General features: G+C 39.7%; 23 protein-coding genes. All 23 read left to right on the top strand.

The window, feature by feature from the left end; translation table 11 throughout:
- Positions 1 to 6 precede the first annotated feature (6 nt).
- On the top strand, positions 7 to 1,107 hold the full coding sequence (locus A6754_RS13510; protein ID WP_066446554.1) for a protein-glutamate methylesterase/protein-glutamine glutaminase: 1,101 nt from the start codon (positions 7 to 9) through the stop codon (positions 1,105 to 1,107).
- Positions 1,108 to 1,126: 19 nt separating this feature from the next.
- A complete protein-coding gene (locus tag A6754_RS13505) occupies positions 1,127 to 3,184 on the top strand; it encodes a chemotaxis protein CheA (protein WP_066446550.1) in 2,058 nt (685 codons plus the stop codon).
- Positions 3,185 to 3,386: 202 nt separating this feature from the next.
- The gene (locus A6754_RS13500) at positions 3,387 to 3,860 is read left to right on the top strand and encodes a chemotaxis protein CheW (protein WP_066446548.1); all 474 of its coding nucleotides are present in this window, start codon (positions 3,387 to 3,389) and stop codon (positions 3,858 to 3,860) included.
- Positions 3,860 to 4,501 carry a chemotaxis protein CheC gene (locus tag A6754_RS13495; protein WP_066451639.1) on the top strand — a complete coding sequence of 214 codons (642 nt, stop codon included), beginning with the start codon at positions 3,860 to 3,862 and terminating at the stop codon, positions 4,499 to 4,501. The genes A6754_RS13500 and A6754_RS13495 overlap by 1 nt, the downstream gene beginning before the upstream one ends.
- Entirely contained in the window at positions 4,494 to 4,991 is a 498-nt protein-coding gene (locus A6754_RS13490; protein WP_066446547.1) for a chemotaxis protein CheD, read from the top strand. The genes A6754_RS13495 and A6754_RS13490 overlap by 8 nt, the downstream gene beginning before the upstream one ends.
- A gap of 82 nt (positions 4,992 to 5,073) precedes the next feature.
- Positions 5,074 to 5,829 (top strand): FliA/WhiG family RNA polymerase sigma factor, encoded by a 756-nt coding sequence (locus tag A6754_RS13485; RefSeq protein ID WP_082851690.1) that lies wholly within the window; start codon positions 5,074 to 5,076, stop codon positions 5,827 to 5,829.
- Between the two features lie 197 nt (positions 5,830 to 6,026).
- Complete coding sequence (locus A6754_RS13480; RefSeq protein WP_066446545.1) at positions 6,027 to 6,335, top strand: hypothetical protein; 309 nt, start codon at positions 6,027 to 6,029, stop codon at positions 6,333 to 6,335.
- A gap of 12 nt (positions 6,336 to 6,347) precedes the next feature.
- Positions 6,348 to 7,001, top strand: a complete 654-nt coding sequence (locus A6754_RS13475; protein WP_066446542.1) for a hypothetical protein — start codon at positions 6,348 to 6,350, stop codon at positions 6,999 to 7,001.
- A gap of 150 nt (positions 7,002 to 7,151) precedes the next feature.
- Positions 7,152 to 7,853: a 30S ribosomal protein S2 gene (rpsB, locus tag A6754_RS13470; RefSeq protein WP_066446540.1), complete on the top strand. Its 702-nt coding sequence runs from the start codon at positions 7,152 to 7,154 to the stop codon at positions 7,851 to 7,853.
- Between the two features lie 289 nt (positions 7,854 to 8,142).
- On the top strand, positions 8,143 to 9,024 hold the full coding sequence (gene tsf, locus A6754_RS13465) for a translation elongation factor Ts (protein ID WP_066446537.1): 882 nt from the start codon (positions 8,143 to 8,145) through the stop codon (positions 9,022 to 9,024).
- A gap of 112 nt (positions 9,025 to 9,136) precedes the next feature.
- Positions 9,137 to 9,862, top strand: coding sequence for a UMP kinase (pyrH, locus tag A6754_RS13460; RefSeq protein WP_066446535.1), 726 nt, complete (start codon positions 9,137 to 9,139; stop codon positions 9,860 to 9,862).
- Positions 9,862 to 10,419: a ribosome recycling factor gene (gene frr, locus A6754_RS13455; protein ID WP_066446533.1), complete on the top strand. Its 558-nt coding sequence runs from the start codon at positions 9,862 to 9,864 to the stop codon at positions 10,417 to 10,419. The genes pyrH and frr overlap by 1 nt, the downstream gene beginning before the upstream one ends.
- 419 nt (positions 10,420 to 10,838) lie before the next feature.
- A complete protein-coding gene (gene uppS, locus A6754_RS13450; protein ID WP_066446530.1) occupies positions 10,839 to 11,615 on the top strand; it encodes an undecaprenyl pyrophosphate synthase in 777 nt (258 codons plus the stop codon).
- Between the two features lie 20 nt (positions 11,616 to 11,635).
- Complete coding sequence (locus A6754_RS13445; protein WP_066446528.1) at positions 11,636 to 12,430, top strand: phosphatidate cytidylyltransferase; 795 nt, start codon at positions 11,636 to 11,638, stop codon at positions 12,428 to 12,430.
- 32 nt (positions 12,431 to 12,462) lie between these two features.
- Entirely contained in the window at positions 12,463 to 13,605 is a 1,143-nt protein-coding gene (gene dxr / locus A6754_RS13440) for a 1-deoxy-D-xylulose-5-phosphate reductoisomerase (protein ID WP_066446525.1), read from the top strand.
- Positions 13,606 to 13,655: 50 nt separating this feature from the next.
- Complete coding sequence (gene rseP / locus A6754_RS13435) at positions 13,656 to 14,918, top strand: RIP metalloprotease RseP (RefSeq protein WP_066446524.1); 1,263 nt, start codon at positions 13,656 to 13,658, stop codon at positions 14,916 to 14,918.
- A gap of 136 nt (positions 14,919 to 15,054) precedes the next feature.
- Positions 15,055 to 16,764: a proline--tRNA ligase gene (locus tag A6754_RS13430; protein ID WP_066446521.1), complete on the top strand. Its 1,710-nt coding sequence runs from the start codon at positions 15,055 to 15,057 to the stop codon at positions 16,762 to 16,764.
- 191 nt (positions 16,765 to 16,955) lie between these two features.
- Entirely contained in the window at positions 16,956 to 21,278 is a 4,323-nt protein-coding gene (locus A6754_RS13425) for a PolC-type DNA polymerase III (protein WP_082851689.1), read from the top strand.
- A gap of 169 nt (positions 21,279 to 21,447) precedes the next feature.
- Positions 21,448 to 22,260: a hypothetical protein gene (locus A6754_RS13420; protein ID WP_066446520.1), complete on the top strand. Its 813-nt coding sequence runs from the start codon at positions 21,448 to 21,450 to the stop codon at positions 22,258 to 22,260.
- 522 nt (positions 22,261 to 22,782) lie between these two features.
- Positions 22,783 to 23,253, top strand: coding sequence for a ribosome maturation factor RimP (gene rimP / locus A6754_RS13415; protein ID WP_066446516.1), 471 nt, complete (start codon positions 22,783 to 22,785; stop codon positions 23,251 to 23,253).
- A 65-nt stretch (positions 23,254 to 23,318) separates the two neighbouring features.
- The gene (gene nusA, locus A6754_RS13410) at positions 23,319 to 24,449 is read left to right on the top strand and encodes a transcription termination factor NusA (RefSeq protein ID WP_066446513.1); all 1,131 of its coding nucleotides are present in this window, start codon (positions 23,319 to 23,321) and stop codon (positions 24,447 to 24,449) included.
- 16 nt (positions 24,450 to 24,465) lie between these two features.
- Positions 24,466 to 24,747: an RNase P modulator RnpM gene (rnpM, locus tag A6754_RS13405; RefSeq protein ID WP_066446509.1), complete on the top strand. Its 282-nt coding sequence runs from the start codon at positions 24,466 to 24,468 to the stop codon at positions 24,745 to 24,747.
- Positions 24,747 to 25,049 (top strand): YlxQ family RNA-binding protein, encoded by a 303-nt coding sequence (locus A6754_RS13400; protein WP_066446506.1) that lies wholly within the window; start codon positions 24,747 to 24,749, stop codon positions 25,047 to 25,049. Before rnpM ends, A6754_RS13400 begins: the two co-directional genes overlap by 1 nt.
- The last annotated feature ends 13 nt before the right edge of the window (positions 25,050 to 25,062 follow it).

Here is a 25,062-nt window from a genome sequence, read left to right as displayed (position 1 = left end):
TGATTAATGAAGAGAATAAATGTGCTTATTGTTGATGATTCTGCTTTTATGCGAAAATTAATTGCAGATTTTCTCACTGAAGATCCTCGGATCCATATCATCGGTACGGCACGCAATGGAGAAGATGGGCTCAAAAAAACCATCGAGCTTAAACCAGATGTTGTCACGATGGATGTAGAAATGCCCGTATTAAATGGTTTAGATGCATTAAAGCTAATTATGGAAAAAAATCCTGTACCCGTTCTCATGCTTTCCAGTACGACGAAGGAGGGGGCAGAAAATACCATACAGGCAATCGCCTATGGTGCAATTGATTTTATTGCCAAACCATCCGGAGCCATTTCTTTAGATCTGCACAAAATAAAGCAGGAATTAATAGAAAAGGTTGTTTCGGTTAGCAGTGCAAATATAAAGCAGCTGGTGAAATATCCACTGGAAAAGAAAATACCTACTAATTCACCGCAAAATTATAGTAAAATAGAACCAACAAAGATATTAGGGCAAAAGGATGATTTTAAGTCTTCGTGGAAACCAACAGATAGTAAAATTGTCTGTATAGGCACATCCACTGGAGGTCCGCGGGCTTTGCAGGCTGTGCTCACAAGATTACCTTCCGCCATTCCTGCACCTATTGTCATTGTGCAGCATATGCCTGCAGGTTTTACACATTCTCTTGCAAATAGATTAAACCATCTATCTCAAATAACCGTAAAGGAAGCAGAGGATGGAGAGATCTTACAAAAAGGAACTGCCTATATAGCACCAGGAGGCTATCATCTGCAGGTTATGAAGAAAGGAACTTCATTGCAGGCAAAGCTGAATCAGGCAGAAGCCAGGAATGGTCATAGACCATCGGTTGATGTCATGTTTGAATCTGTGAGCATGATTGAGGGATTTGCAAAGGTAGCTGTTATTATGACCGGCATGGGATCTGACGGTTCAAAAGGTTTAATGGCCCTAAAAGAAAAGGGAAATGTAAAAGCCATTGCTGAATCGGAGGAATCATCCATCGTATACGGAATGCCTAAATCCGCAATTGCCACTAATCTAGTTGATGAAGTAAAAAAGGTAGACCTTATAGCTGAAGCTATAATCAAATATGTATAATGCCAAGGAGTGCATTCGCATGGAAATGAGTCAATATTTAGAAGTATTTATTGAAGAAAGTAAAGAACATTTACAAGCATGTAACGAACAACTGCTTGAACTCGAAAAAAATCCCGAAGACCTTAAGATCGTGAATGATATTTTCCGTTCTGCCCATACGTTAAAAGGGATGTCGGCAACAATGGGGTATGAGGATTTAGCTAGTCTGACACATCAAATGGAAAATGTGCTAGATGCCATTCGCAATCAAAAGATAAAAGTAAATTCAGAAATACTGGATGTTGTTTTTTTATCTGTTGACGATCTTGAGGCAATGGTCGAATCGATCGCAGGCGGCGGAGATGGAAAACGTGATGTTTCCTCTGTTGTTGAGAAGCTAAAATTAATTGAGCAAGGGAAAAGCCCTGCTGGAGCTCTGGCAGCTGCTGAAACGGCTGTTGCAATAGCAGAACCTCCACAATTCAGTGCAGCAAAGAGCAGCTATGATGAGTTTGAATTAACAGTGATCGAGCAATCAAATGAGCAAGGGTTTCATGCTTATGAAATTACTGTTCAATTGCGTGAAGACTGCCTTTTAAAGGCTGCACGTGTATTTATGGTATTTGAAGTCTTGGAAACAACGGGTGAAGTAATTAAATCAAGTCCTTCTGCAGATCAGCTTGAAGAAGAACAATTTGATCATGAATTTACCGTAACAATTGTGACGAAAGAATCAATTGATGACATCCAGAAGAAAGTAATGAAAGTTTCAGAGGTAGAAAAAGCAGATGTTCATGCTATTTCCGTAGAAGAACTGAAAAAGCAGGCAGCTGATGTGGAGGACTCCACACAAACAACTGTTGAAGATACTCCTGTCTTAGCTGAAGTTGTAGATATAACTCCACCTGAAGCTCAAAAGGATGATAAAAAAGCGCCAGCGAAGCAATCGAGCAACAAAACCATTCGCGTTAATATTGAACGTTTAGATATTTTGATGAACTTATTTGAAGAGCTTGTAATTGACCGGGGAAGACTTGAGCAGATTTCACGGGATTTAAATAATCAGGAGCTTCAGGAAACAGTTGAACATATGTCCAGAATTTCTGGTGATTTGCAGAATATTATTCTTAACATGCGAATGGTTCCTGTTGAAACAGTTTTCAATCGTTTTCCGCGGATGGTCCGTCAGCTTGCGCGTGATTTAAATAAAAAAATCAATCTGCAGATTATTGGAGCAGAAACTGAATTAGATCGTACAGTTATCGATGAAATTGGTGATCCGCTAGTCCATTTAATCAGAAATGCACTTGATCATGGCGTAGAAACACCAGAGGAAAGAAAAGCAAAAGGGAAAAACGAAGAAGGAAATGTTGTATTAAAAGCATTCCATAGCGGAAATCATGTCTTTATCGAAATTGATGACGATGGAGCAGGCATCAGCAGAGATAAAGTATTGGCAAAAGCTTTGAAAAATGGAATTATCACTGAACAAGCTGGAGCTGCAATGACAGATAAGCAGGTTTTTGAGCTTATTTTCGCATCTGGTTTCTCTACTGCCGATAAAATATCTGATGTATCTGGCCGCGGTGTAGGTCTTGACGTTGTTAAAAACACAATTGAATCTTTAGGCGGATCTGTGACAATCGATTCGAAACTCGGCCAAGGTTCCACTTTTTCAATTCAATTGCCATTAACATTGTCCATTATTTCGGTCATGCTTGTGGAAATTCAAAAAGAGAAGTTTGCTGTTCCTCTATCATCTATTATTGAGACAGCGATTGTAAAAGAATCAGATATTCTCAATGCACACAACCAAAAGGTAATTGATTTTAGAGGCAAGGTTGTACCTCTTTTATTCTTGAAGGATATCTTTGAAGTGCCAGTTTCAGAACAGGGTGATGAATTTTACTCTGTAGTCATTGTTCGAAAAGGAGATAAAATGGCTGGACTAGTTGTTGATTCCTTTATCGGCCAGCAGGAAGTGGTGCTAAAGTCACTTGGCAGCTATTTATCAAATGTTTTTGCCATTTCTGGCGCAACAATCCTTGGAGATGGACAAGTAGCATTAATTGTAGATTGCAATGCACTAATAAAATAAGCATAAAGCTTTAGCGGATGGTGCGTTATTCAAGCGGGAAAATTATTAAAATCGCTAAGGAAACGTACCGTAATCCGCAAAATTTTAAGGATACACCTTATTACTATACGTGCAATAAGTGAATACTGGAAAAGTGCTAAAAGTGCTTTCCCATCATGAATATAAGCTGATGTTAAGGGGTTAATAAGAGGAGTGGACATGCATGGTTGAAGAGATGACAGCTGATTTAAAATTGATCGTTTTTCAGCTAAAAGATAAGGAATATGCAATTCCGGTTAGTCAGGTGCTTTCAATTGAAAAAGTAGAACATATTACAAGAGTTCCGGGTACGGCCAATTATGTAAAAGGTGTTATCAATCTTCGTGGAATTGTAACGCCGATTATTAATCTTAGAAGCCGATTCGATTTAGAGGAAGAAGGCTACAATGATCATACACGCGTCATTATTGTGGCTGTTAATGACATGGAAGTAGGATTAATCGTTGATTCTGCTAATGACGTCATTGATATTTCTGAGGACTCTATTGAACCTTCACCAGAGGTTGTCGGAAATGTGGAAGCTGATTATGTATTAGGAGTTACGAAGATTGAAAAAAGGCTTCTTATTCTAATCGATCTGGAAAAAGTTTTAAATGTAGACGATATACCTGGATTAAGCGGAAACACAGAAGAATGATGAATTACATGAATACTATTTCATCTGTTCATTTGGACATTTTGAAAGAGATTGGTAATATTGGGGCAGGACATGCAGCGACCGCTCTGTCCACCCTTTTGGATAAAAAAATCGACATGACGGTGCCAGATGTCAAGATTGTAACTTTTGATGAAATGATGGATATGGCCGGCGGTCCTGAAAACATTGTTGCTGGCGTATTTCTTCGGATTGAGGGAGAGGCACCAGGGAGCATGTTCTTTTTGCTTCCGATTGAACAGGCTACTGCTTTTATTCAGGATATGCTGGATGACCAGCACTTCGATTTGCAGGAATGGCAAACAAATGAATTAGCACTTTCAGCATTGCAGGAACTCGGAAATATTCTTTCCGGTTCTTATTTATCAAGCCTATCTGATTTTACGAAACTTTCTCTCTACCCATCTGTACCTGCCTTAAGCATCGACATGGTTGGTGCTATCGTCAGCTTTGGACTTGTTGAGCTTTCTCAAGTGAGTGATTATGCGATCGTCATTGATACGGCCTTTAATGAAGAGCAGAAAATGGAAAAACAGGAGGTAAGAGGGCATTTTTTCCTGCTGCCTGATCCAGATTCCTTTTCAATCATCTTTCAAGCATTAGGAGTATCAGATCATGACTAGTACGCTCGAAGTTATTAAAGTTGGAATAGCTGATATGAATACCGTTAAAGCGCCACAAATCATTCGAACATCAGGACTTGGCTCATGTGTCGGTGTCATTATCTATGATGAAATTAAAAAAATTGCAGGTTTAGCACATGTTATGCTGCCGGAATCTTCCTTAGCAAGAGAACAGAAGATTAATAAAGCCAAGTATGCAGACACAGCCATTATTGAACTTTTAGCTCTTTTATTAAAAATGGGAGCGTGCAAAACAAATCTTCGCGCTAAATTAGCCGGCGGAGCACAAATGTTCAAGTTTTCCGGCGGAAGTGATTTAATGCGCATTGGTCCTCGCAATGTCGAGGCGGTCAAGAAAGAGTTAATACGATTAAATATTAGAATTATTTCTGAAGATACAGGTGGAAGCAGCGGCAGGACAATTGAATTCAATCCTGAAACTTCACTTTTAAATATACGTACTGTTAATCAAGGAACAAAAGATATTTAGTATTTCAATCAATGGCGGTTTAGCCGCTTATTATAACAATCACGATCAATAAGAACTGGAAGTGTCCCGAGGAGGGTTTGTTTTGCATCAAACGACTGAGGAGCAAATGTCTTGGCAGAATTGGGTAAATGTCCGTGATCCAGAAGCTGGTGACTATCTTGTAAAGAAATATATGCCGCTTGTCAGTTATCATGTTCAGCGCATATCTGTTACCCTGCCCAAAAGTGTATCAAGAGACGATATTAAAAGCCTTGGGTTAATGGGTCTTTATGATGCCCTGCAGAAATTTGATCCTGCTAGGGATTTAAAATTTGACACTTATGCTTCTTTCCGAATTAGAGGAGCCATTATTGATGGATTAAGAAAAGAAGACTGGCTTCCTCGGAGTACAAGAGAAAAGGCGAAAAAAATAGAGGCCGCCTCCGAAAGGTTAGAGCAGCAGCTAATGCGCAATGCAAGTATCGAAGAAGTGGCTAAAGAGCTGGATATGCCTGTAGAGGATGTTTATTCATCCATCAATGAACAATTCTTTTCGAATCTTTTATCTATTGATGAACAGCCAAGTGATGATGATCATGAAGGCTTTTCCCATATGATTAAAGATGAAAAAGCATTAATACCTGAGCAAAAGGTGTTAAAAGATGAAGCCCTAAACGAAATGACTCAATTAATTACAAACTTGAATGATAAAGAACAGCTTGTGCTGAGTCTGTTTTATAAAGAAGAATTAACATTGACTGAAATTGGCGAAGTAATGAATTTATCGACCTCCCGTATTTCACAAATCCATTCGAAGGCTATTTTTAAGTTGAGAAAAAGCTTGGATAAAGTTATATAAAATGGATATCCAATATACGTCCTAACCTAAAGAGTAAAGCCCATTTTTAAAAGTGGATTTCAAACAAATGCGCTTTTAATAGCATCATTTGCTTGAAATTCACTTTTTTATTTCATTACATAACGAACGAAAAGTACTTATTGGTTAACCTGATCCTTTTTGTAAATGACAATTACAAAAACAAAGGAAGTGAGTCCATGAGTCTTAAAGCAATTGAAATGCAGGTTGCACTTCCTAGAACCCAGGATGCCGGCAAACTGCAGGAACAGCTTCAGCAAAGAGGCCAGGTTATGCAGGATATAGCCTCTCAAGCAGCCTTAAAGGAAGAAGAACGAAAAAGGACCTCAGTAATAGCAAATTCAGATGCGAACAGTGTATCTCTAACGGACAAAGATCAAAAAGGCCAACAGCAGCAGGAACAATCTGAACGCAAGCACCAGAAAAAAGATCAAACAGTTAAAGAATCTCATCCTTATAAAGGGAAACTAATTGATTATAGCGGATAGAGGGTATAAAAGATGACAGTAATGCTATTAGTTATAAGTCTTTTCTTAAATATATTAGCCTTTGTGGCAATCATTAATTTGTATATGAGACAAACGCGGCTGATTGAAAGTGAAAAAAATCAAGCAAAAGCCACAGAGGAAATGGAAGAAATCATCTCCACCTATTTAACGCAAATGAAGGAAGAAAATGATGAGTTTTTACAAAAACTCTCTGATTTGCATACGCCAGATAAAGCTCCTGCCAAAACATCTCCTGAAAAAACAGAGAATAAAAGAGCAGAGCCCCAAAAAGATTTAGAAGATCCTCCAGCCTTTCAAGCTAGAATTGGAAAAGCATCTATGTATCAGGCTGCGAAGGTTTATCAGCAGAATAAAGCAGCAAGCGAGAATAGTAAAGCAGATATTAAAGACGAAGCAGCAAGCGAGAATAGCAAAGCAGCCATAAATGAGGAAACTGCAAATCAGAATGTTGAACCGGATGCTGAAAAGGACATTCATTCAGAAGCCGAAGAGATAAATGATACCACACAAACCCAGCAGCCAACTCTGTTAAGCCAGGCTCTGGTCTTAAAGAATCTAGGACTTACAAACAATGAGATTGCTAAAAAACTTAATAAAGGAAAAACAGAGATACAATTATTGTTGAAATTTCACGAAAAACAATAAGAATAACTTGAATATGTAAAATGATTATGCTATATTAACAAATGGTGTTAATACACACGTTCATTGATTCAGCCGAATGGTGCTGTCAAACAGTTGGCGGCTGAAGATGATATGAGCGGAGGAAATCAAAACCATTAGGAGGAAACACAAATGTCAGTAATTTCAATGAAGCAATTACTTGAGGCTGGTGTACACTTTGGTCACCAAACTCGCCGCTGGAACCCTAAGATGAAAAGATACATTTTCACTGAGCGTAACGGCATCTACATCATCGACCTTCAAAAGACTGTTAAGAAGGTTGAAGAAGCTTACAACTTCGTTAAGGAGCTTGCTGGAAACGGCGGAACAATCCTTTTCGTAGGTACAAAGAAACAAGCTCAAGATTCTGTTAAAGAAGAAGCAATCCGTTCTGGTATGTACTATGTGAACCAGCGCTGGCTTGGTGGTACTTTAACAAACTTTGAAACAATCCAAAAACGTATTGCACGTTTGAAAGATATCGAAAGAATGTCTGAAGATGGAACTTTCGAAGTACTTCCTAAGAAAGAAGTTGTTCAGCTTAATAAAGAGCATGAGCGCTTAGAAAAATTCTTAGGCGGAATTAAAGACATGAAGGCTATTCCTGATGCATTATTCATCATCGACCCTCGTAAAGAGCGCATCGCTGTTGCTGAAGCACATAAATTAAACATCCCAATCGTTGGTATCGTTGATACAAACTGTGATCCGGATGAAATCGATGTTGTTATTCCTGCAAACGATGACGCAATCCGTGCTGTTAAACTATTAACAGGCAAAATGGCAGATGCTATTCTTGAAGCTAAACAAGGCGAAGAAGTTACAACTGCTTAATCAAACACTGTAAACGGCATTCGCCCAGACATGGAGAAAGGTCTTCTGGACAAAAGATTCGTTTTTTGACAGAACGACCTTTTCCCTGAGGCACTGCCGTTATCGGTATGAAAAGTGGATAATCCACTGGATTACATTTAAAAAGGTGATAACAGGGAGCACCCTTTTATCACCTTTTTTTAAAGAGATTCAGCCATCTTTTCTTGCGAATCTTACTAATCTCGTTTCACAGCAAGAATAAATGGAAATGATAAAATTACATACTTCAACTTTTAAGGAGGATTTCATAATGGCAATTACTGCTCAAATGGTAAAAGAACTGCGTGAAAAAACAGGCGCAGGTATGATGGATTGTAAAAAGGCTCTTCAAGAAACTGATGGTGATATGGAAAAAGCTGTCGACTTCCTTCGTGAAAAAGGAATCGCGAAAGCTGCTAAAAAAGGTGACCGTATCGCTGCTGAAGGTTTAACAGCTATTAAAGTTGAAGGAAACGAAGCAGTTCTTCTTGAAGTAAACTCTGAAACTGATTTCGTTGCTAAAAACGAAGGTTTCCAAACTTTAGTACAAGAACTTGCTGACCACCTTCTTGCTAGCAAACCTGCTACAGCTGAAGAGGCAGTAACTCAAACAATGGCAAACGGTGCAACAGTTGAATCACACATCAACTCTGCAATCGCTAAGATTGGTGAAAAGTTATCTCTTCGCCGTTTCTCTGTATTAACAAAAACAGACAATGATGCATTTGGTGCTTACCTTCATATGGGCGGACGCATTGGTGTGTTAACAGTTCTAGAAGGTACTACTGATGAAGATGCTGCGAAAGACGTTTCTATGCACATTGCTGCATTAAACCCTAAGTATGTATCTCGTGATGAAGTATCTGCTGAAGAAGTAGAGCGCGAGCGTCAAGTTCTTACTCAACAAGCGTTAAATGAAGGCAAGCCAGAAAACATCGTAGCTAAAATGGTTGAAGGCCGTTTAAGCAAGTATTTTGAAGATGTTTGTGTAAACGATCAAGCGTTTGTTAAAAACCCAGATCAAAAAGTAGGCAAGTTTGTTGAATCTAAAGGCGGTAAAATCCGTGAATTCGTTCGCTTCGAAGTTGGAGAAGGAATCGAAAAACGTGAAGATAACTTCGCTGAAGAAGTTATGAGCCAAGTGAAAAAATAATTTGCTTATATGCAAATCTTGAAAACTCAGGGAACACTTTGTGTTCCCTGTTTTTCAAGACTTTTTTCTAATAAAGCATAAATTTTAGCGGAAAAAGAATGTGGAGGTTTTTATGAGCGCGCCTAAATATAAACGTGTTGTTTTGAAATTAAGTGGTGAAGCTTTAGCAGGTGAGCAAGGCTTCGGAATAAATCCATCCGTTATTAAATCGGTTGCAGTTCAGGTCAAGGATTTGGCTGAGCTTGGTGTTGAGGTCGCAGTTGTTGTAGGCGGCGGAAATATTTGGCGCGGTAAAATTGGTGAAGAGATGGGCATGGACAGAGCCAATGCAGACTATATGGGAATGCTGGCGACAATCATGAATTCACTTGCTCTTCAAGACAGCCTAGAACAGATGGGAATTGAGACGCGAGTACAAACATCCATTGAAATGAGACAAGTTGCAGAGCCATATATTCGCAGAAGAGCGATTCGTCATCTTGAAAAGAAACGTGTTGTGATCTTTGCTGCAGGCACCGGCAATCCTTATTTCTCCACTGATACTACGGCTGCACTAAGAGCTGCTGAGATTGAAGCAGAGGTAATTCTTATGGCCAAAAATAACGTTGATGGAGTTTATTCAGCAGATCCGCGCGTTGATAAAAATGCAAAGAAATATGATGAACTATCATATCTTGATGTTCTAAAAGAAGGTCTGGCTGTTATGGATTCAACAGCGTCCTCTCTATGTATGGACAATAATATACCACTAATTGTGTTCTCAATCATGGAAGAAGGCAATATTAATCGTGCTGTAATGGGTGAACCAATTGGTACAATTGTAAGGGGGAAATCATAATGACAAAGCAAACCATTGATAATGCTAAAGAGCGTATGACAAAAGCAATTGGGGCTTATACACGTGAATTAGCGGGAATTCGTGCAGGTAAAGCGAATGCTTCCTTGCTTGACCGCGTTACTGTAGATTATTACGGAGCTCCAACTCCAATTAATCAGCTGGCTGGCGTATCAGTTCCAGAAGCTCGTCTTCTTGTTATTCAGCCATATGATAAATCTGTACTTGGAGAAATTGAGAAGGCTATTTTAAAATCTGATCTTGGCTTAACACCTTCAAATGACGGCAGCATTATTCGTTTAGCTATTCCACAGCTAACAGAAGAACGTCGTAAGGAATTAGTGAAAGTTGTTAAGAAAGAAGCTGAAGAAGCTAAAATTGCAGTTCGAAACATCCGTCGCGACAGCAACGATGAGCTTAAAAAGAATGAAAAGAACGGTGAGATTACAGAGGATGATCTTCGCGGTTACTCAGATGATATTCAAAAATTAACTGATGATTACATCAGCAAAATTGACAATATTACAAAAGATAAAGAAAAAGAGATTATGGAAGTTTAATCACTTCTCAAATAGTGTTAAAACCCTCTATTTTTAGGGGGTTTTTTTACACTATGGGGGAAAAGCATGTGTCCTGCCACATCGTTCAATTCATGTGAAAAACGGCTCGGTACTCTAATTTAAAAGCATTTCATGTATTTTTTTAACAATGATGAATAGAAAACTTCATTTAAGCGTAATTTTTAAAGATAAAACGGAAAATTTTTGGTATGATTAGATGAGCTTTGAAATGTTAAGCAGTTTATACATAATTATGATCTCAGCGTTTTTATATATTATTTTATTTGAGAATGAATTTAGCCTATAATAAATAGGATTATTCCTTTCAGAAGTTCAGTAATCATCAATTCCTTTTAGGAAGCATGACCATGGCACAGAGTTCACTGAAGGCAAGTAACCTATTTTAAAGGAGTATATATATGTTCGATAAGATGAAGTTTTGGAAGAATAATATCAGCTCTTCCAGTTTGAGAGAACGGGCAGAAAAAATACAGGAAGGTGCAGTGCCTTCGCATGTCGCCATCATTATGGATGGAAATGGGAGATGGGCTAAAAAAAGAGCACTGCCAAGAGTGGCTGGCCATCATGAAGGAATGAAGGTAGTCCGGAAGATAACCCGTTTTGCAAATCTGCTTGGGATTGATACGCTGACCCTCTATGCTTTTTCAACTGAGAATTGGAAACGTCCTAAGTTAGAAGTAGAATACTTAATGAAATTGCCGGAAGAATTTTTGGGCACCTTCTTGCCGGAATTGATAGAGGAAAATGTGCAAGTGCGTATGATCGGCGATAAACAGTTATTGCCTAAGCATACTTTAAATGCAATTGAAAAGGCTATGAATGAAACAAAAGATAATGACGGTCTCATTTTGAATTTTGCGATGAATTATGGAAGCCGAGCTGAGATCATCAATGCAGTTCAAAATGTCTTAAAAGATATTAAAAGTGGTATAATAGATGAAAATCAGCTGGATGATGAGCTGTTTTCTAAATATTTAATGACGTGTGAACTAAGTGATCCTGATTTGTTAATTAGAACAAGCGGGGAAATTCGCTTGAGCAATTTTATGCTGTGGCAGCTTGCCTATTCAGAATTTTGGTTTACAGATGTATTATGGCCAGATTTTACAGAAGAACATCTTGCCGATGCAATCGAAGCATTCCAAAGTCGTCAAAGACGATTTGGAGGAGTATAATAAAGGATGTTGAATAAACAATGAAGCAAAGAAGTATTTCAGCAGTGGTTTTTGTCGCAATTTTATTGCCTATCGTCATCTTTGGAGGACTTCCTCTTACCGTTTTTACGTATATAATCGCTACAGTTGGTCTTCATGAGCTGTTAAGAATGCGCAATTTACATATCTGGTCTATACCCGGAGTTCTATCGACTTTATTATTATGGACCATCTTATTGCCGGCTGATTATCAATATATCTTAACTGATTGGAATAGCTCCCGCTTTGATATAATCATCTTGTTTCTATTCTTGTTTCTTTCCTATACTGTTGTATCGAAGAACAAGTTTCATTTTGATGATGCGGGGTTTGTGATTTTAACGGTTTTATACATAGGTGTAGGTTTTCATTTCTTTATTGAAACGAGATTTGCTGATAACGGTCTAATTTTTATTTTTTATTCCTTGTTTTTAATGTGGGCAACAGATTCAGGAGCATATCTGATTGGAAAAGCGATCGGGAAGAGAAAACTGTGGCCGGAAATTAGCCCAAACAAAACAATTGAAGGTTCGCTCGGCGGAGTTGCATGTGCGCTTATCGTAGCTATTTTATTCATGATCTTTACAGATATGAATCTATCGCCAGTCCAGTTAATCGTGATGACTATAGTATTATCAATTTTTGGACAAGTTGGAGATTTAGCAGAGTCTGCTTTTAAGCGTCATTATAAGGTGAAGGATTCTGGGAAAATTATGCCCGGACACGGCGGGGTTCTAGACCGCTTTGACAGCTTGCTGTTTGTTTGGCCATTAATTCATTTACTGCATTTTATTTAAATGCCAGCCTGGTTTTGATAGGAGAGGTAAAATTGAAACATATAAGTTTAATGGGAGCTACTGGTTCAATCGGTACTCAAACGCTAGATGTTTTAAAAGAACATCCGGATGAATTTAGATTATCGGCATTTTCTGTCGGTAAGAATTTAGATTTGGCTAGAAAAATCATTGTTGAATTTCAGCCAGAACTAGTCTCAGTTTCAGATAAAAATGATATGGAAGTTCTTAAAAGCGAATTTCCAGGCATATCTTTTACATATGGACAACAAGGGTTAACGGAAGTTGCCGTTTATCATAAAGCAGATGTATTAGTAAATGCAGTCCTTGGGAGCGTTGGTTTAGAACCCACTCTCCAAGCAATCGAAGAGAAAAAGACGATTGCGATAGCTAATAAGGAAACGCTCGTTACAGCGGGGCACCTTGTCATGGAAGCCGCTAAAAAAAATGGTGTGGCTCTGCTTCCGGTGGACAGTGAGCATTCTGCCATTTTTCAGGCATTACAAGGTGAAAAAGAGAAGAATATCGAAAAACTAATATTAACCGCATCTGGAGGCAGCTTCCGCGATAAAACTAGGGAAGAACTTCAGAATGTAACAGTCGAACAAGCATTGAACCACCCAAACTGGTCAATGGGTGCAAAGATCACGATAGACTCTGCTTCTATGATGAATAAAGGACTTGAAGTAATAGAGGCTCATTGGCTGTTTTCGATGCCATATGAAAATATTGATGTTCTGCTTCATAAAGAAAGCATCATCCATTCAATGATTGAATTTCATGACAGCAGTGTGATCGCCCAGCTTGGCACGCCCGACATGAGGGTGCCGATTCAATATGCGCTGACATATCCGGATCGACTGCCTTTGCCTTCAGCCAATCGCCTGAATTTAGCTGAAATAGGAAAGCTGCATTTTACAGCTATGGATTTCAATCGCTTCCGCTGTTTACAGCTTGCCTATGATGCTGGTAAAGCGGGGGGCAGTATGCCAACCGTTTTAAATGCTGCAAATGAAGCAGCTGTGGCCGCCTTTTTAGAAGGGAAAATTTCATTTCTTCAAATTGAGGAGTATATTGAGCGGGCATTACATGCACATCAGCATATTGCTAATCCAGGTCTTGCTGAGATAAAATCAGCTGATGCCGAAGCGAGAAAATATGTATCTTCTCTTATTTAAAATACGTCTCCGCAAGTATTAGTGAGCGTGATAGAAAAGGTGGTTAAATTTTGAGTACAGTTATTGCCTTTATCGTTATTTTTGGTGCATTGGTTTTTTTCCATGAATTAGGCCATTTGATCTTTGCCAAAAGAGCAGGTATCCTTTGCCGTGAATTCGCAATTGGATTTGGACCGAAAGTGTTCACTCATAAAAAAAATGATACGGTATATACCATTCGCCTTTTGCCAATCGGCGGCTTTGTCCGGATGGCTGGCGAAGACCCAGAAATGGTTGAAATTAAACCAGGTTATCGAGTAGGGCTTCTTTTTAATGACAAAAATGAAGTTCAAAAAATTGTTCTTAATAGAAAAGATAAGCATCCGGATGCTCGTATTATCGAGGTTGAAGAAGCTGATTTAGAACATAAACTGTTTATTAAAGGCTATGTCGAAGGTGAGGACGAGGAATTACTGCAAACCTTCTCTATTAATCGAAAAGCTGTCATTATCGAAGATTCGGTTGAAACGTTAATTGCTCCTTATGATCGCCAATTTGCTTCAAAAACCTTGCCGCAGCGTACAATGGCGATTTTTGCAGGACCGATGATGAACTTTGTCCTTGCTTTTGTTGTGTTTGTCATTATTGCCTTATTGCAGGGAATGCCAACGAGTGACCCTGTTTTAGGTAAATTAACGGCTGATGGTGCAGCATATGAAGCTGGCCTGCAGCAAGGAGACGTCGTCCATAGTGTAGATGGCGCAGAAGTATCAACATGGGAAGATATCGTTGAAATTATTCGCGAAAGCCCTAATGAAGAAATTGACTTTCACATTGACCGTAATGGCGAAGAGTTAACCGTTCCTGTTACACCTGCTCTTCAAGAGGACGAGGCAGGATCGCGCGGTGTAATCGGCGTTTATCAGCCTATGGAAAAGTCACCGTTAAAATCGATTGTATATGGTGCACAGGAAACATATAATTGGACAAAGCAAATTTTTGTTATCCTTGGAACAATCCTGACAGGCCAATTCTCAATCGATGATTTATCAGGACCGGTTGGCATTTATGTTTCAGTTGATACGGTTGCTCAAACAGGGGTCTATAACCTTATGAAATGGGCAGGTATTCTAAGTATTAACTTAGGTATTATGAATCTCTTGCCAATCCCTGCATTAGATGGAGGAAGATTATTATTCTTTGCAATTGAAGCAGTCAGAGGAAAACCTTTGGACCGCACAAAAGAAGGAATGGTTCATTTTGTAGGCTTTGCCCTTCTGATGCTGCTGATGATCGTTGTTACATGGAATGATATTCAGAGATTCTTTTTATAAAACGGGGGCATAAGGCCTTCCGGCAATATAAAATTAAGACTGAGATGGGTTAGATTCCTCGCCTTTTTAAGCGTTCAGTTAAGCTTTGGGGAAGGAATTTAACCCTTCTTTATGATAATAAAAGAGGTGCTATTAGATGAAACAGAGTATGACGTTAATTCCAACACTAAGAGAAATTCCAGGAGATGCAGAAATTAAGAGCCATCAGCTTCTTTTAAGAGCAGGTTATATCCGCCAGAATGCAAGCGGCATATACAGCTATTTGCCTTTAGCACGCAAAATGCTGCAAAAGATTGAACAAATTGTCCGTGAAGAGATGGACAATGCAGGCGCGGTTGAATTATTGATGCCGGCCATGCAGCAGGCAGAGCTTTGGCAGGAATCAGGACGCTGGTATACATATGGACCAGAATTAATGCGAATGAAAGATCGTCATGAACGTGATTTTGCATTAGGAGCAACACATGAAGAGGTAATTACAAGCTTGGTAAGAGGTGAAGTGAAATCATATAAAAGATTGCCGCTTGCTCTTTATCAGATTCAAACGAAATTCCGTGATGAAAAACGCCCGCGATTTGGGGTTCTGCGCGGCCGTGAGTTTATTATGAAGGATGCATACTCCTTCCATTCATCCAAAGAAAGCTTGGATGAAATGTACGAGCAGCTTTTTGAAGCCTATAATCGCATTTTCACACGCCTGCAACTGAATTTTAGAGCGGTTATTGCAGATTCAGGAGCAATGGGCGGTAAGGATACACATGAATTTATGGTGTTATCTGAAATCGGAGAAGATACGATTGCTTACTCGAACGAATCAGATTTTGCTGCAAATATCGAGATGGCACCAGTTGCTGCTGTTTATAAAAAGAGTGAAGAAGCAGTACAGCCGCTGGAAAAGGTGAAAACGGAAAATCAAAAAACCATTGAAGAAGTATCTTCCTTCTTATCCGTTTCTCCTGAAAAATGCATTAAAACGCTGCTGTTTAAAGCAGATGATAAATTTGTGGCAGTCCTTGTGCGCGGTGACCATGAAGTAAATGATATTAAGCTGAAAAATGTACTTAATGTCAGTGATGTTGAATTAGCAACAGCTGAAGAATCCGCGAAAGTCTTTAATGCACCAGTTGGTTCTGTTGGTCCTATTGGTCTTAAAGATGTGGAGATCATTGCAGATCAGGCAGTTGAAGTGCTTGTAAATGCGGTTTGTGGTGCAAACGAAGAAGATTACCACTGCAAAAATGTGAATCCTGGCAGGGACTTTGAAGTATCTGCTTATGAAGACATCCGCTTCATCCAAGAGGGAGATCCTTCTCCAGACGGAAAAGGCATCATTCAATTTGCAAAAGGAATTGAAGTTGGACATGTGTTTAAACTGGGAACTCGTTATAGTGAAGCAATGGATGCGATGTATTTAGATGAAAACGGAAGAAACCAGCCAATGATTATGGGCTGCTACGGAATTGGTGTTTCACGCTTAATCGCTGCTGTTGCTGAACAGTATAATGATGAAAAAGGTTTCGTCTGGCCGATGGAAGTAGCTCCATATGATTTACACGTTATCGCAGTAAATACGAAAGATGCTGATCAAGTATCATTGGCAGAAGAACTTTACGCACAGCTGAAAGCAGCTCGCTATGATGTTCTTTTCGATGACCGTGCCGAGCGTGCTGGCGTTAAATTCGCGGACTCAGACTTAATTGGCTTGCCAATTCGAATCACAGTAGGCAAAAAAGCTTCTGAAGGCATCGTAGAAATCAAAGTAAGAAGCACCGGAGACATGTACGAAGTGCACCAATCAGAACTGCTGGCAAAAATTGAAGAAATTGCAAAAGAACTGAAAAAATAAGTATATAAACATAAGAGTAGTCGTAAATAGGTTCCCATTTCTGGGAACCTGTTTTTAATATTCACAGTCAATGAAATCATTTTACCAGTATAAAAAATACATTCAGAATATAGGACATGTGATATAATGAAGACCGTCGAAAAATGTCCGAAGCTAACAGAGACAATCTATTTTGAGAGGAGTGTGAACTGTTGGGAGAGCAAAAATCTAAAAAAGAGCAGTTTCTGCTGTTAATGCAGCAGCTTGAGTTAACAGAAGATGCTCTTTTGCCATATTTCCAAAATGCTGAACTCGAAAAGGTTATTCTTGAGAAAAAGGCACGCAAATGGCATTTTCAATTCGTATTTGAAAACATTCTGCCATGTACTATTTACAGCAGATTATCTGCACAGCTTGCGAAGCATTTTTCTTATATCGCTCATACGTCCTTTTCGATCAAAGCAGTCAATCAGCAATACACAGAACAATTGATTCTTGATTACTGGAACAACTGTGTTCAAGAGCTGGAAGGAATATCTCCGCCTCTTCTGAAATTGCTGAATGAGCAAACTCCCGCCGTTCAGGGCAGCAAAGTAACCATTTCTGTCCGTAATGAAATGGAAGGAATGTCGATTAAAAGCAAGTATGCCGCTTTGCTTTCAAATATTTTTCAATCCTTTGGCTTTCCTTTGCTAACAGTTGATACTGCTGTGCAAGAGTCTGCATCAAATGATGAATATGAAAAATTCCTAGAAGCGAAGCAAAAAGAAGATCAGGAAAGAGGCTTGCAGGCTGCATTGGAAATGCAGAAGAAGGAGCAGGAAGCTGAAAACTCTGACACACCAGTACTTAAAGGTCCGCTTTCGATTGGCTTAACCATCAAAGATGATGCTGATTACCGCAAGCTGATTGATATTATAGATGAAGAAAGAAGAGTAGCAGTAGAAGGGTATGTTTTTGCAGCCGAAACGAAGGAATTACGGAGCGGACGAACACTTTTAACCTTCAAAATTACGGATTATACAAGTTCAATCATGGTTAAAATGTTTTCTCGTGATAAAGAAGACGCAGCGTTATTCCAGCTGGTGCAAAAAGGAATGTGGCTAAAGGTCCGAGGCAGCATTCAAAATGATACCTTTGTTCGTGACCTGGTTATGATTGGCAATGATATCAATGAAATCAAACCAGTACAGCGACAAGATACTGCACCCGAAAACGAAAAACGTGTTGAACTCCATCTGCATTCGCCAATGAGCCAGATGGACGCAGTAACATCAGTAAGCACACTTGTTGCACAGGCGAAAAAATGGGGGCATAAAGCAATTGCAATTACTGATCATGCGGTTGTGCAATCTTTCCCGGAAGCCTTTGGTGCCGGAAAGAAAAACGATATTAAAATATTGTATGGCGTTGAGGTTAATCTTGTAGATGATGGTGTGCCAATTGCCTATAATGATGCACATCGACTGATTGCGGAAGATACGTTTGTGGTATTTGACGTAGAAACAACCGGTCTTTCTGCTGTTTACGATACCATTATCGAGCTCGCAGCTGTGAAGATTCGCGGTGGAGAAATTATTGACCGCTTTGAATCATTCGCAAATCCTCACCATAAATTATCGGCAACAACCATTAATTTAACAGGAATAACCGATGACTTGGTTGAAAATGCGCCAGAAGTGGAAGACGTTTTGAAAAAGTTTTATGAGTGGACTGGGGATGCAGTGCTTGTTGCTCACAATGCGTCCTTTGATATGGGCTTCCTTAATGTCGGCTACAAAAAAATAGGTTTAGGGAAATCTCCTAATCCTGTTATTGATACACTTGAACTGGCAAGATTTCTTTATCCAGATATGAAAAATCATCGTTTAAATACATTAGCGAAAAAATTCGATGTTGAGTTAACACAGCATCACCGTGCTATTTACGATGCTGAGGCGACAGGATACCTGCTGTTAAGAATGTTAAAAGATGCAGCAAATCAAGGCATCGAATATCATGATCAGTTCAATGATAATATGGGAAAAGGAAATGCTTTTCAGAGAGCTCGTCCATACCATTGCACACTGCTCGCTCAAAATGAAACAGGCTTAAAGAACTTGTTTAAGCTAGTGTCCATTTCTCATATTGATTATTTTTATCGTGTGCCTAGATTGCCGCGGTCCCTTCTGCAGAAGTACAGGGAAGGACTATTAGTAGGTTCAGGCTGTGATAAAGGTGAAGTATTTGAAGGCATGATGCAGAAATCGCCAGATGAAGTAGAAGATACTGCACAATTTTATGATTATATAGAGGTTCATCCGAAAGAAGTGTATTCACACCTAATTGAGCTTGAACTTGTCCGCGATGAAAAGGCGTTAAAGGAAATCATCGGCAAGGTAGTTGAACTTGGTGAAAAGCTGAACATTCCAGTAGCAGCAACCGGTAATGTTCACTACTTAAATCCAAATGATAAAATTTACCGCAAAATTCTCGTGAACTCACAGGGCGGTGCCAATCCGCTCAATCGTCATAATCTGCCGGATGTACATTTCAGGACAACAAACGAGATGCTAGATTCTTTTTCCTTCCTGGGAGAAGAAAAGGCGAAAAAAATTGTCGTTGAAAACACAAATGCGATCGCGGATATGATCGATGTAATCAAACCGATTAAAGACGATCTGTATACACCAAAGATCGAAGGCGCCGACGAAGAAATGCGGACCATGAGTTACGATATGGCCAAAAGCATTTACGGAGACGAGCTTCCTGAAATTGTTGAGGCAAGACTTGAAAAAGAACTGAAAAGTATCATTGGTCATGGATTTGCCGTTATTTATCTGATTTCACATAAGCTTGTTAAAAAATCGCTGAATGATGGATACCTGGTAGGTTCAAGGGGATCTGTCGGATCTTCGTTTGTTGCAACCATGACCGAAATTACTGAGGTGAATCCGCTGCCGCCTCATTATGTTTGTCCGAACTGCAAAACCTCAGAGTTCTTTGATGATGGTTCGGTGGGATCAGGCTTTGACCTGCCTGATAAAGATTGCCCAAATTGCGGCGGCGTCTTTAAAAAAGATGGCCATGATATACCGTTTGAAACCTTCCTTGGTTTTAAAGGGGATAAGGTACCCGATATTGATTTGAATTTTTCCGGTGAATATCAGCCTAAAGCACATAACTATACAAAGGTGCTTTTCGGTGATGAATATGTTTACCGTGCAGGTACAATTGGTACGGTTGCAGATAAGACGGCATTTGGATATGTAAAGGCTTATCAATCTGATAATAACCTTACATTAAGGGGAGCGGAGATCGACAGGCTTGCTTCTGGCTGTACTGGTGTAAAACGGACATCCGGTCAGCACCCTGGCGGAATAATCGTTGTTCCGGATTATATGGACATTTATGATTTTACGCCAATTCAGTTTCCCGCTGATGACCGCAACTCGGAATGGAAAACAACGCACTTTGACTTCCATTCCATCCATGACAACTTGCTTAAGCTAGATATATTAGGACACGATGATCCAACGGTAATTCGTATGCTTCAAGATTTAAGCGGAATCGATCCAAAGACGATTCCTACAGATGATCCTGAGGTTATGAAAATATTCAGCGGCACAGAGTCTCTCGGTGTAACAGAAGAGCAGATAATGTGTAAAACCGGAACACTGGGAATACCTGAGTTTGGTACAAGATTCGTTCGTCAAATGCTTGAGGATACGAAGCCGACTACCTTCTCTGAACTCGTACAGATCTCCGGACTTTCTCATGGTACTGATGTTTGGCTCGGCAATGCGCAAGAGCTTATTCACAATGACATCTGTACTCTGAGTGAAGTAATCGGCTGCCGTGATGATATAATGGTTTACTTGATCTATCAAGGCCTTGAGCCTGCTTTCGCTTTCAAAATCATGGAATCCGTCCGTAAAGGAAAAGGGCTCAGTGATGATATGGAAGAAGAAATGCGCAAAAACACTGTGCCTGAATGGTATATAGATTCTTGTAAGAAGATCAAATACATGTTCCCGAAGGCGCATGCTGCTGCCTATGTATTAATGGCAGTGAGAATTGCTTATTTCAAAGTGCATCATCCGCTTTTATATTATGCAGCATATTTTTCTGTGCGTGCCGAAGATTTTGATATCGATGCAATGGTTAAAGGTTCACAGGCAATTCGAGCTAAAATTGACGAAATCAATGCCAAAGGCTTAGATGCTTCAACGAAAGAGAAAAACTTGCTGACTGTTTTAGAGCTGGCTCTTGAAATGAACGAAAGAGGGTTTCATTTTAAGAAAGTAGATTTATACAATTCCAGTGCAAACGAGTTTCTGATCGATGGAAATGCTTTGATTCCGCCGTTTAACTCGATCCCTGGACTTGGAACGAACGCTGCCTTTAATATTGTAAATGCACGCGAGCATGGCGAATTCCTCTCGAAGGAAGACTTACAGCAGCGTGGTAAAGTTTCGAAAACAATCATTGAATATCTAGATAATCATGGCTGCCTGGAAGCTTTGCCTGATCAGAATCAGCTGAGTTTGTTTTAAGGTGATAAATATTATAGAAGAAAGGACCGCTCATCACATTTGGCGGTCCTTTTTGTGTTTTGAAAGGTATCCGTAATAATCTCAGTTTATAGAAAATGAAACTTACTAAGTATCTTGAACGTATAATTGATAAAAGATGAAAAAATGTATAGAAAAGGAGGGTGTTGTTTTGATTTCAGATCTATATAAACGCAGGGAAAAGCTGGGATATGTTATTTTGTTTCTTCTATTATTAGTTTTTATCGGCTGGCTCATTTTCCAGACACCAGAAACGCAGCGTGAATGGCTGGAGTTAGCCTTTTTTCTTCTGCCGCTCGGATTCGCTGTTTCTATTATAATGATCAGCCGCTCTCATTATAATAAAGTTAAAGAAGTTAACATTCTTAATTCTCAGCGAAGGATAACTGAATTAAATCATGTGGTGATAAAAAAGGACGCTGCCATCATTCCGAGATTACTTCTTTTCGAAAAGAACGGAGAGTTTATTGGAATGCTGAAGCCGATTAATACACCATGGTGGCTGTATCCGTTATATATGTTCAGCGAGGAAGCGACTTTAATGTTCCCGCAAAGCTATGGATTTGAATCTTCAGATGGGAAGACCTTATTTACATTCAATAAAAGAGGGTGGCTGAAGCAGGTTAAGCTGTCTATATATGATCCAAATAATATAAAGCTAGGTACATACATACAGGAAGAATTGAAGGCATTATTCAATATAAAAGGAAAGATTATAAACGAAAAGAATGAGAATGTGCTAGTTATTGAAGCCTCAGGATTTTCTGGGGATTTTAAATGGTATGATGTAGAGGGCAAGCAATGGGCCAGATTCTATAATGGTTTATTTCCGCACGAGTATACGAAAATATTTAGAGACTCACAAAACGATATTGTTGAGCTATCAGATCAGCTTGAAGAGAAAGATAAGATACGACTGCTTTCAGTTATTGGTTATCTGTTTATGACTAGAATTAAACAATAAGCAGGTACAAAACCGTACATAAAAGACTTTTGAACTTGGCTCGCTTTAAGCTTGTCGCCCCTGGGCAAGCCCCCTGCGCTTTTCCGAGATCCAGCTCCGGCGGGTAGCCCCTCGAGGTCATAAGCCAATCTGTCCTAAAGGTCAAAGAACGACCTTTATGCCAGCTCGTCTTATGCTTGTCGGGGCTGAGCGACCCGCCTCCGCTTTTCCGAGATCCAGCTCCGGGGGCTAGGGGCTCGAGGTCTTAAGTCAATCCGTCTAGAAGGTTAAAGAACAACCTTCCAGCCGGCTCGCCTTAAGCTTGTCGCCCCTGGGCAAGCCCCCTGCGCTTTTCCAGTCATTTGCATTAATTTTCTGGTTATGGTATAGTTTTATTGGAAATACTACGGATAACTTCGCAAAGGAGAGTGGGGAAACCCACTCTTTCGTGTTGTGTACGCTATTTTTTAGGTAGTATATATTTAATTTCGATTGGGAAATATGACCCGATTTGAGATGTATGTGTTAAAGGAGGGGTAGTGAGTGAGCAAAGTTGCCCAGCAGGTTGAGCAGCTAGTTAATCCTATTTTGGATGAACTTCAATTAGAATTAGTTGATATTGAGTATGTGAAAGAGGGAAAAGATTGGTTTCTCCGTGTTTTCATTGATAAAGAAACAGGTGTTGATATCGAAGAGTGCGGAATGGTCAGTGAGCGACTAAGCGAAAAGCTGGACGAAACAGATCCGATTCCATACAACTATTTTCTTGAAGTTTCTTCACCTGGAGCTGAGCGCCCTCTTAAGAAAGACAAAGATTTTAAAAGAGCGATCGGCAAAAATGTGTACATAAAAACATATGAGCCGATTGACGGAGAAAAAGTTTTTGAAGGCGTTTTAACTCATTATGATGGAAATGTGATAGAAGTAGAAGTAAAAATTAAGACGAGAAAGAAAACGGTACAAATTCCTTTTAATAAGGTAGCAAGTGCACGTTTAGCCGTCGTTTTTTCATAAGACACCAACTTATGATCTATTTAGAAAGTTAGACTGTCATTATATTAAAGGGGGATAAAAATCTCATGAGCAGTGAATTACTAGATGCTCTAACATTGCTGGAAAGAGAGAAAGGTATTTCTCGCGATGTGATTATTGAAGCAATTGAAGCGGCACTTGTGTCAGCATACCGCAGAAATTTTAATCAGGCACAAAATGTTCGGATCGACTTGAATTTGGGTGTTGGCACAATGCGTGTATTTGCCCGAAAAGAAGTGGTAGATGAAGTATTTGACCATAGACTTGAGATCTCTGTTGAAGATGCACAAAAAATCAATCCAAACTACCAGGTTGAAGATATTGTCGAAATGGAAGTAACACCAAAAGACTTTGGCCGAATCGCTGCACAAACAGCGAAACAAGTGGTGACACAGCGTGTCCGTGAAGCAGAGCGTGGCATTATTTACTCTGAATACATCGATCGTGAAGAAGATATCATGACAGGTATTGTCCAGCGACAAGACCCTAAATTTATCTATGTAAGCTTAGGGAAAATTGAAGCAATCCTCCCGGCAAACGAGCAAATGCCGAATGAACATTACAAAGCCCATGACAGAATTAAAGTCTTTCTGACAAAGGTTGAGAAAACGACAAAAGGACCGCAAATCTTCGTTTCAAGAACACATCCTGGTCTTCTAAAGCGTTTATTCGAAATCGAAGTACCGGAAATTTATGATGGCACAGTCGAATTAAAGTCTGTTGCACGTGAAGCGGGAGACCGTTCAAAAATCTCGGTTCATTCTGATAACCCTGAAGTAGATCCAGTTGGTTCGTGCGTAGGGCCAAAAGGTACTCGTGTACAGGCTGTTGTGAACGAGTTAAAAGGCGAGAAAATTGATATCGTAAAATGGTCAGCAGATCCAGTTGTATTTGTTGCTAACGCATTAAGCCCTTCTAAAGTGCTGGATGTTATTGTGAACGAGGAAGAAAAAGCAACAACTGTTGTTGTACCTGATTATCAGTTATCCCTTGCGATCGGAAAACGCGGACAGAATGCAAGGTTAGCTGCAAAGCTGACAGGCTGGAAAATTGATATCAAGTCTGAAACGGATGCCAGAGAAGCGGGGATCTTTCCGCGTGAAGATACTTTACTGAGCTATGATCATGATGACTTCGAAGATGATGACAACTTCAGCTTTGAAGAAGATCAAGATTAATAGAGGTGAATGACCTTTGAATACTCGCAGAAAAGTTCCAATGCGAAAATGTGTTGCAACGGGTGAAATGAGACCGAAAAAAGAGCTCGTTCGCATTGTTCGCTCCAAGGAGGGTGAGGTTTCCATTGATCTGACGGGAAAAAAATCCGGTCGTGGCGCCTACCTTTCAAAAGAAAAAGAAGCTGTAATGCTTGCTAAAAAGAAGAACTCTTTAGCAAATCACTTAGAAGTAACAATTGATGAAGCGCTCTATGATGAGTTATTAAGCATCATCGAGACAGAAAATAGGCAATCCTGATGAGAGAAAATCAGTGGATGTCATTGCTTGGCTTGGCCAATCGGGCACGTAAAATCACATCAGGTGAAGAGCTTGCCATTAAGGAAATCCGCGGTGGCAAAGCAAAGCTTGTATTGCTTTCGGCAGACGCCTCTAGCAACACAGCAAAAAAGGTAACAGACAAATGCAAGACCTATCATGTTCCTGTGCGAATGGTGGAAAACAGGGAGATACTTGGGCATGCAATTGGCAGGGAAGCAAGAGTTGTCGTTGCTGTGCTTGATGCTGGATTTGCGAAAAAACTGTTAACGTTGCTCGATTAATTCTAGCGGGGGT

It is taken from the genome of Cytobacillus gottheilii (assembly GCF_001636345.1).
GTDB classification, from domain to species: Bacteria; Bacillota; Bacilli; order Bacillales; family Cytobacillaceae; genus Cytobacillus; species Cytobacillus gottheilii.
This window is presented reverse-complemented; position numbering and strand designations above follow the sequence as displayed.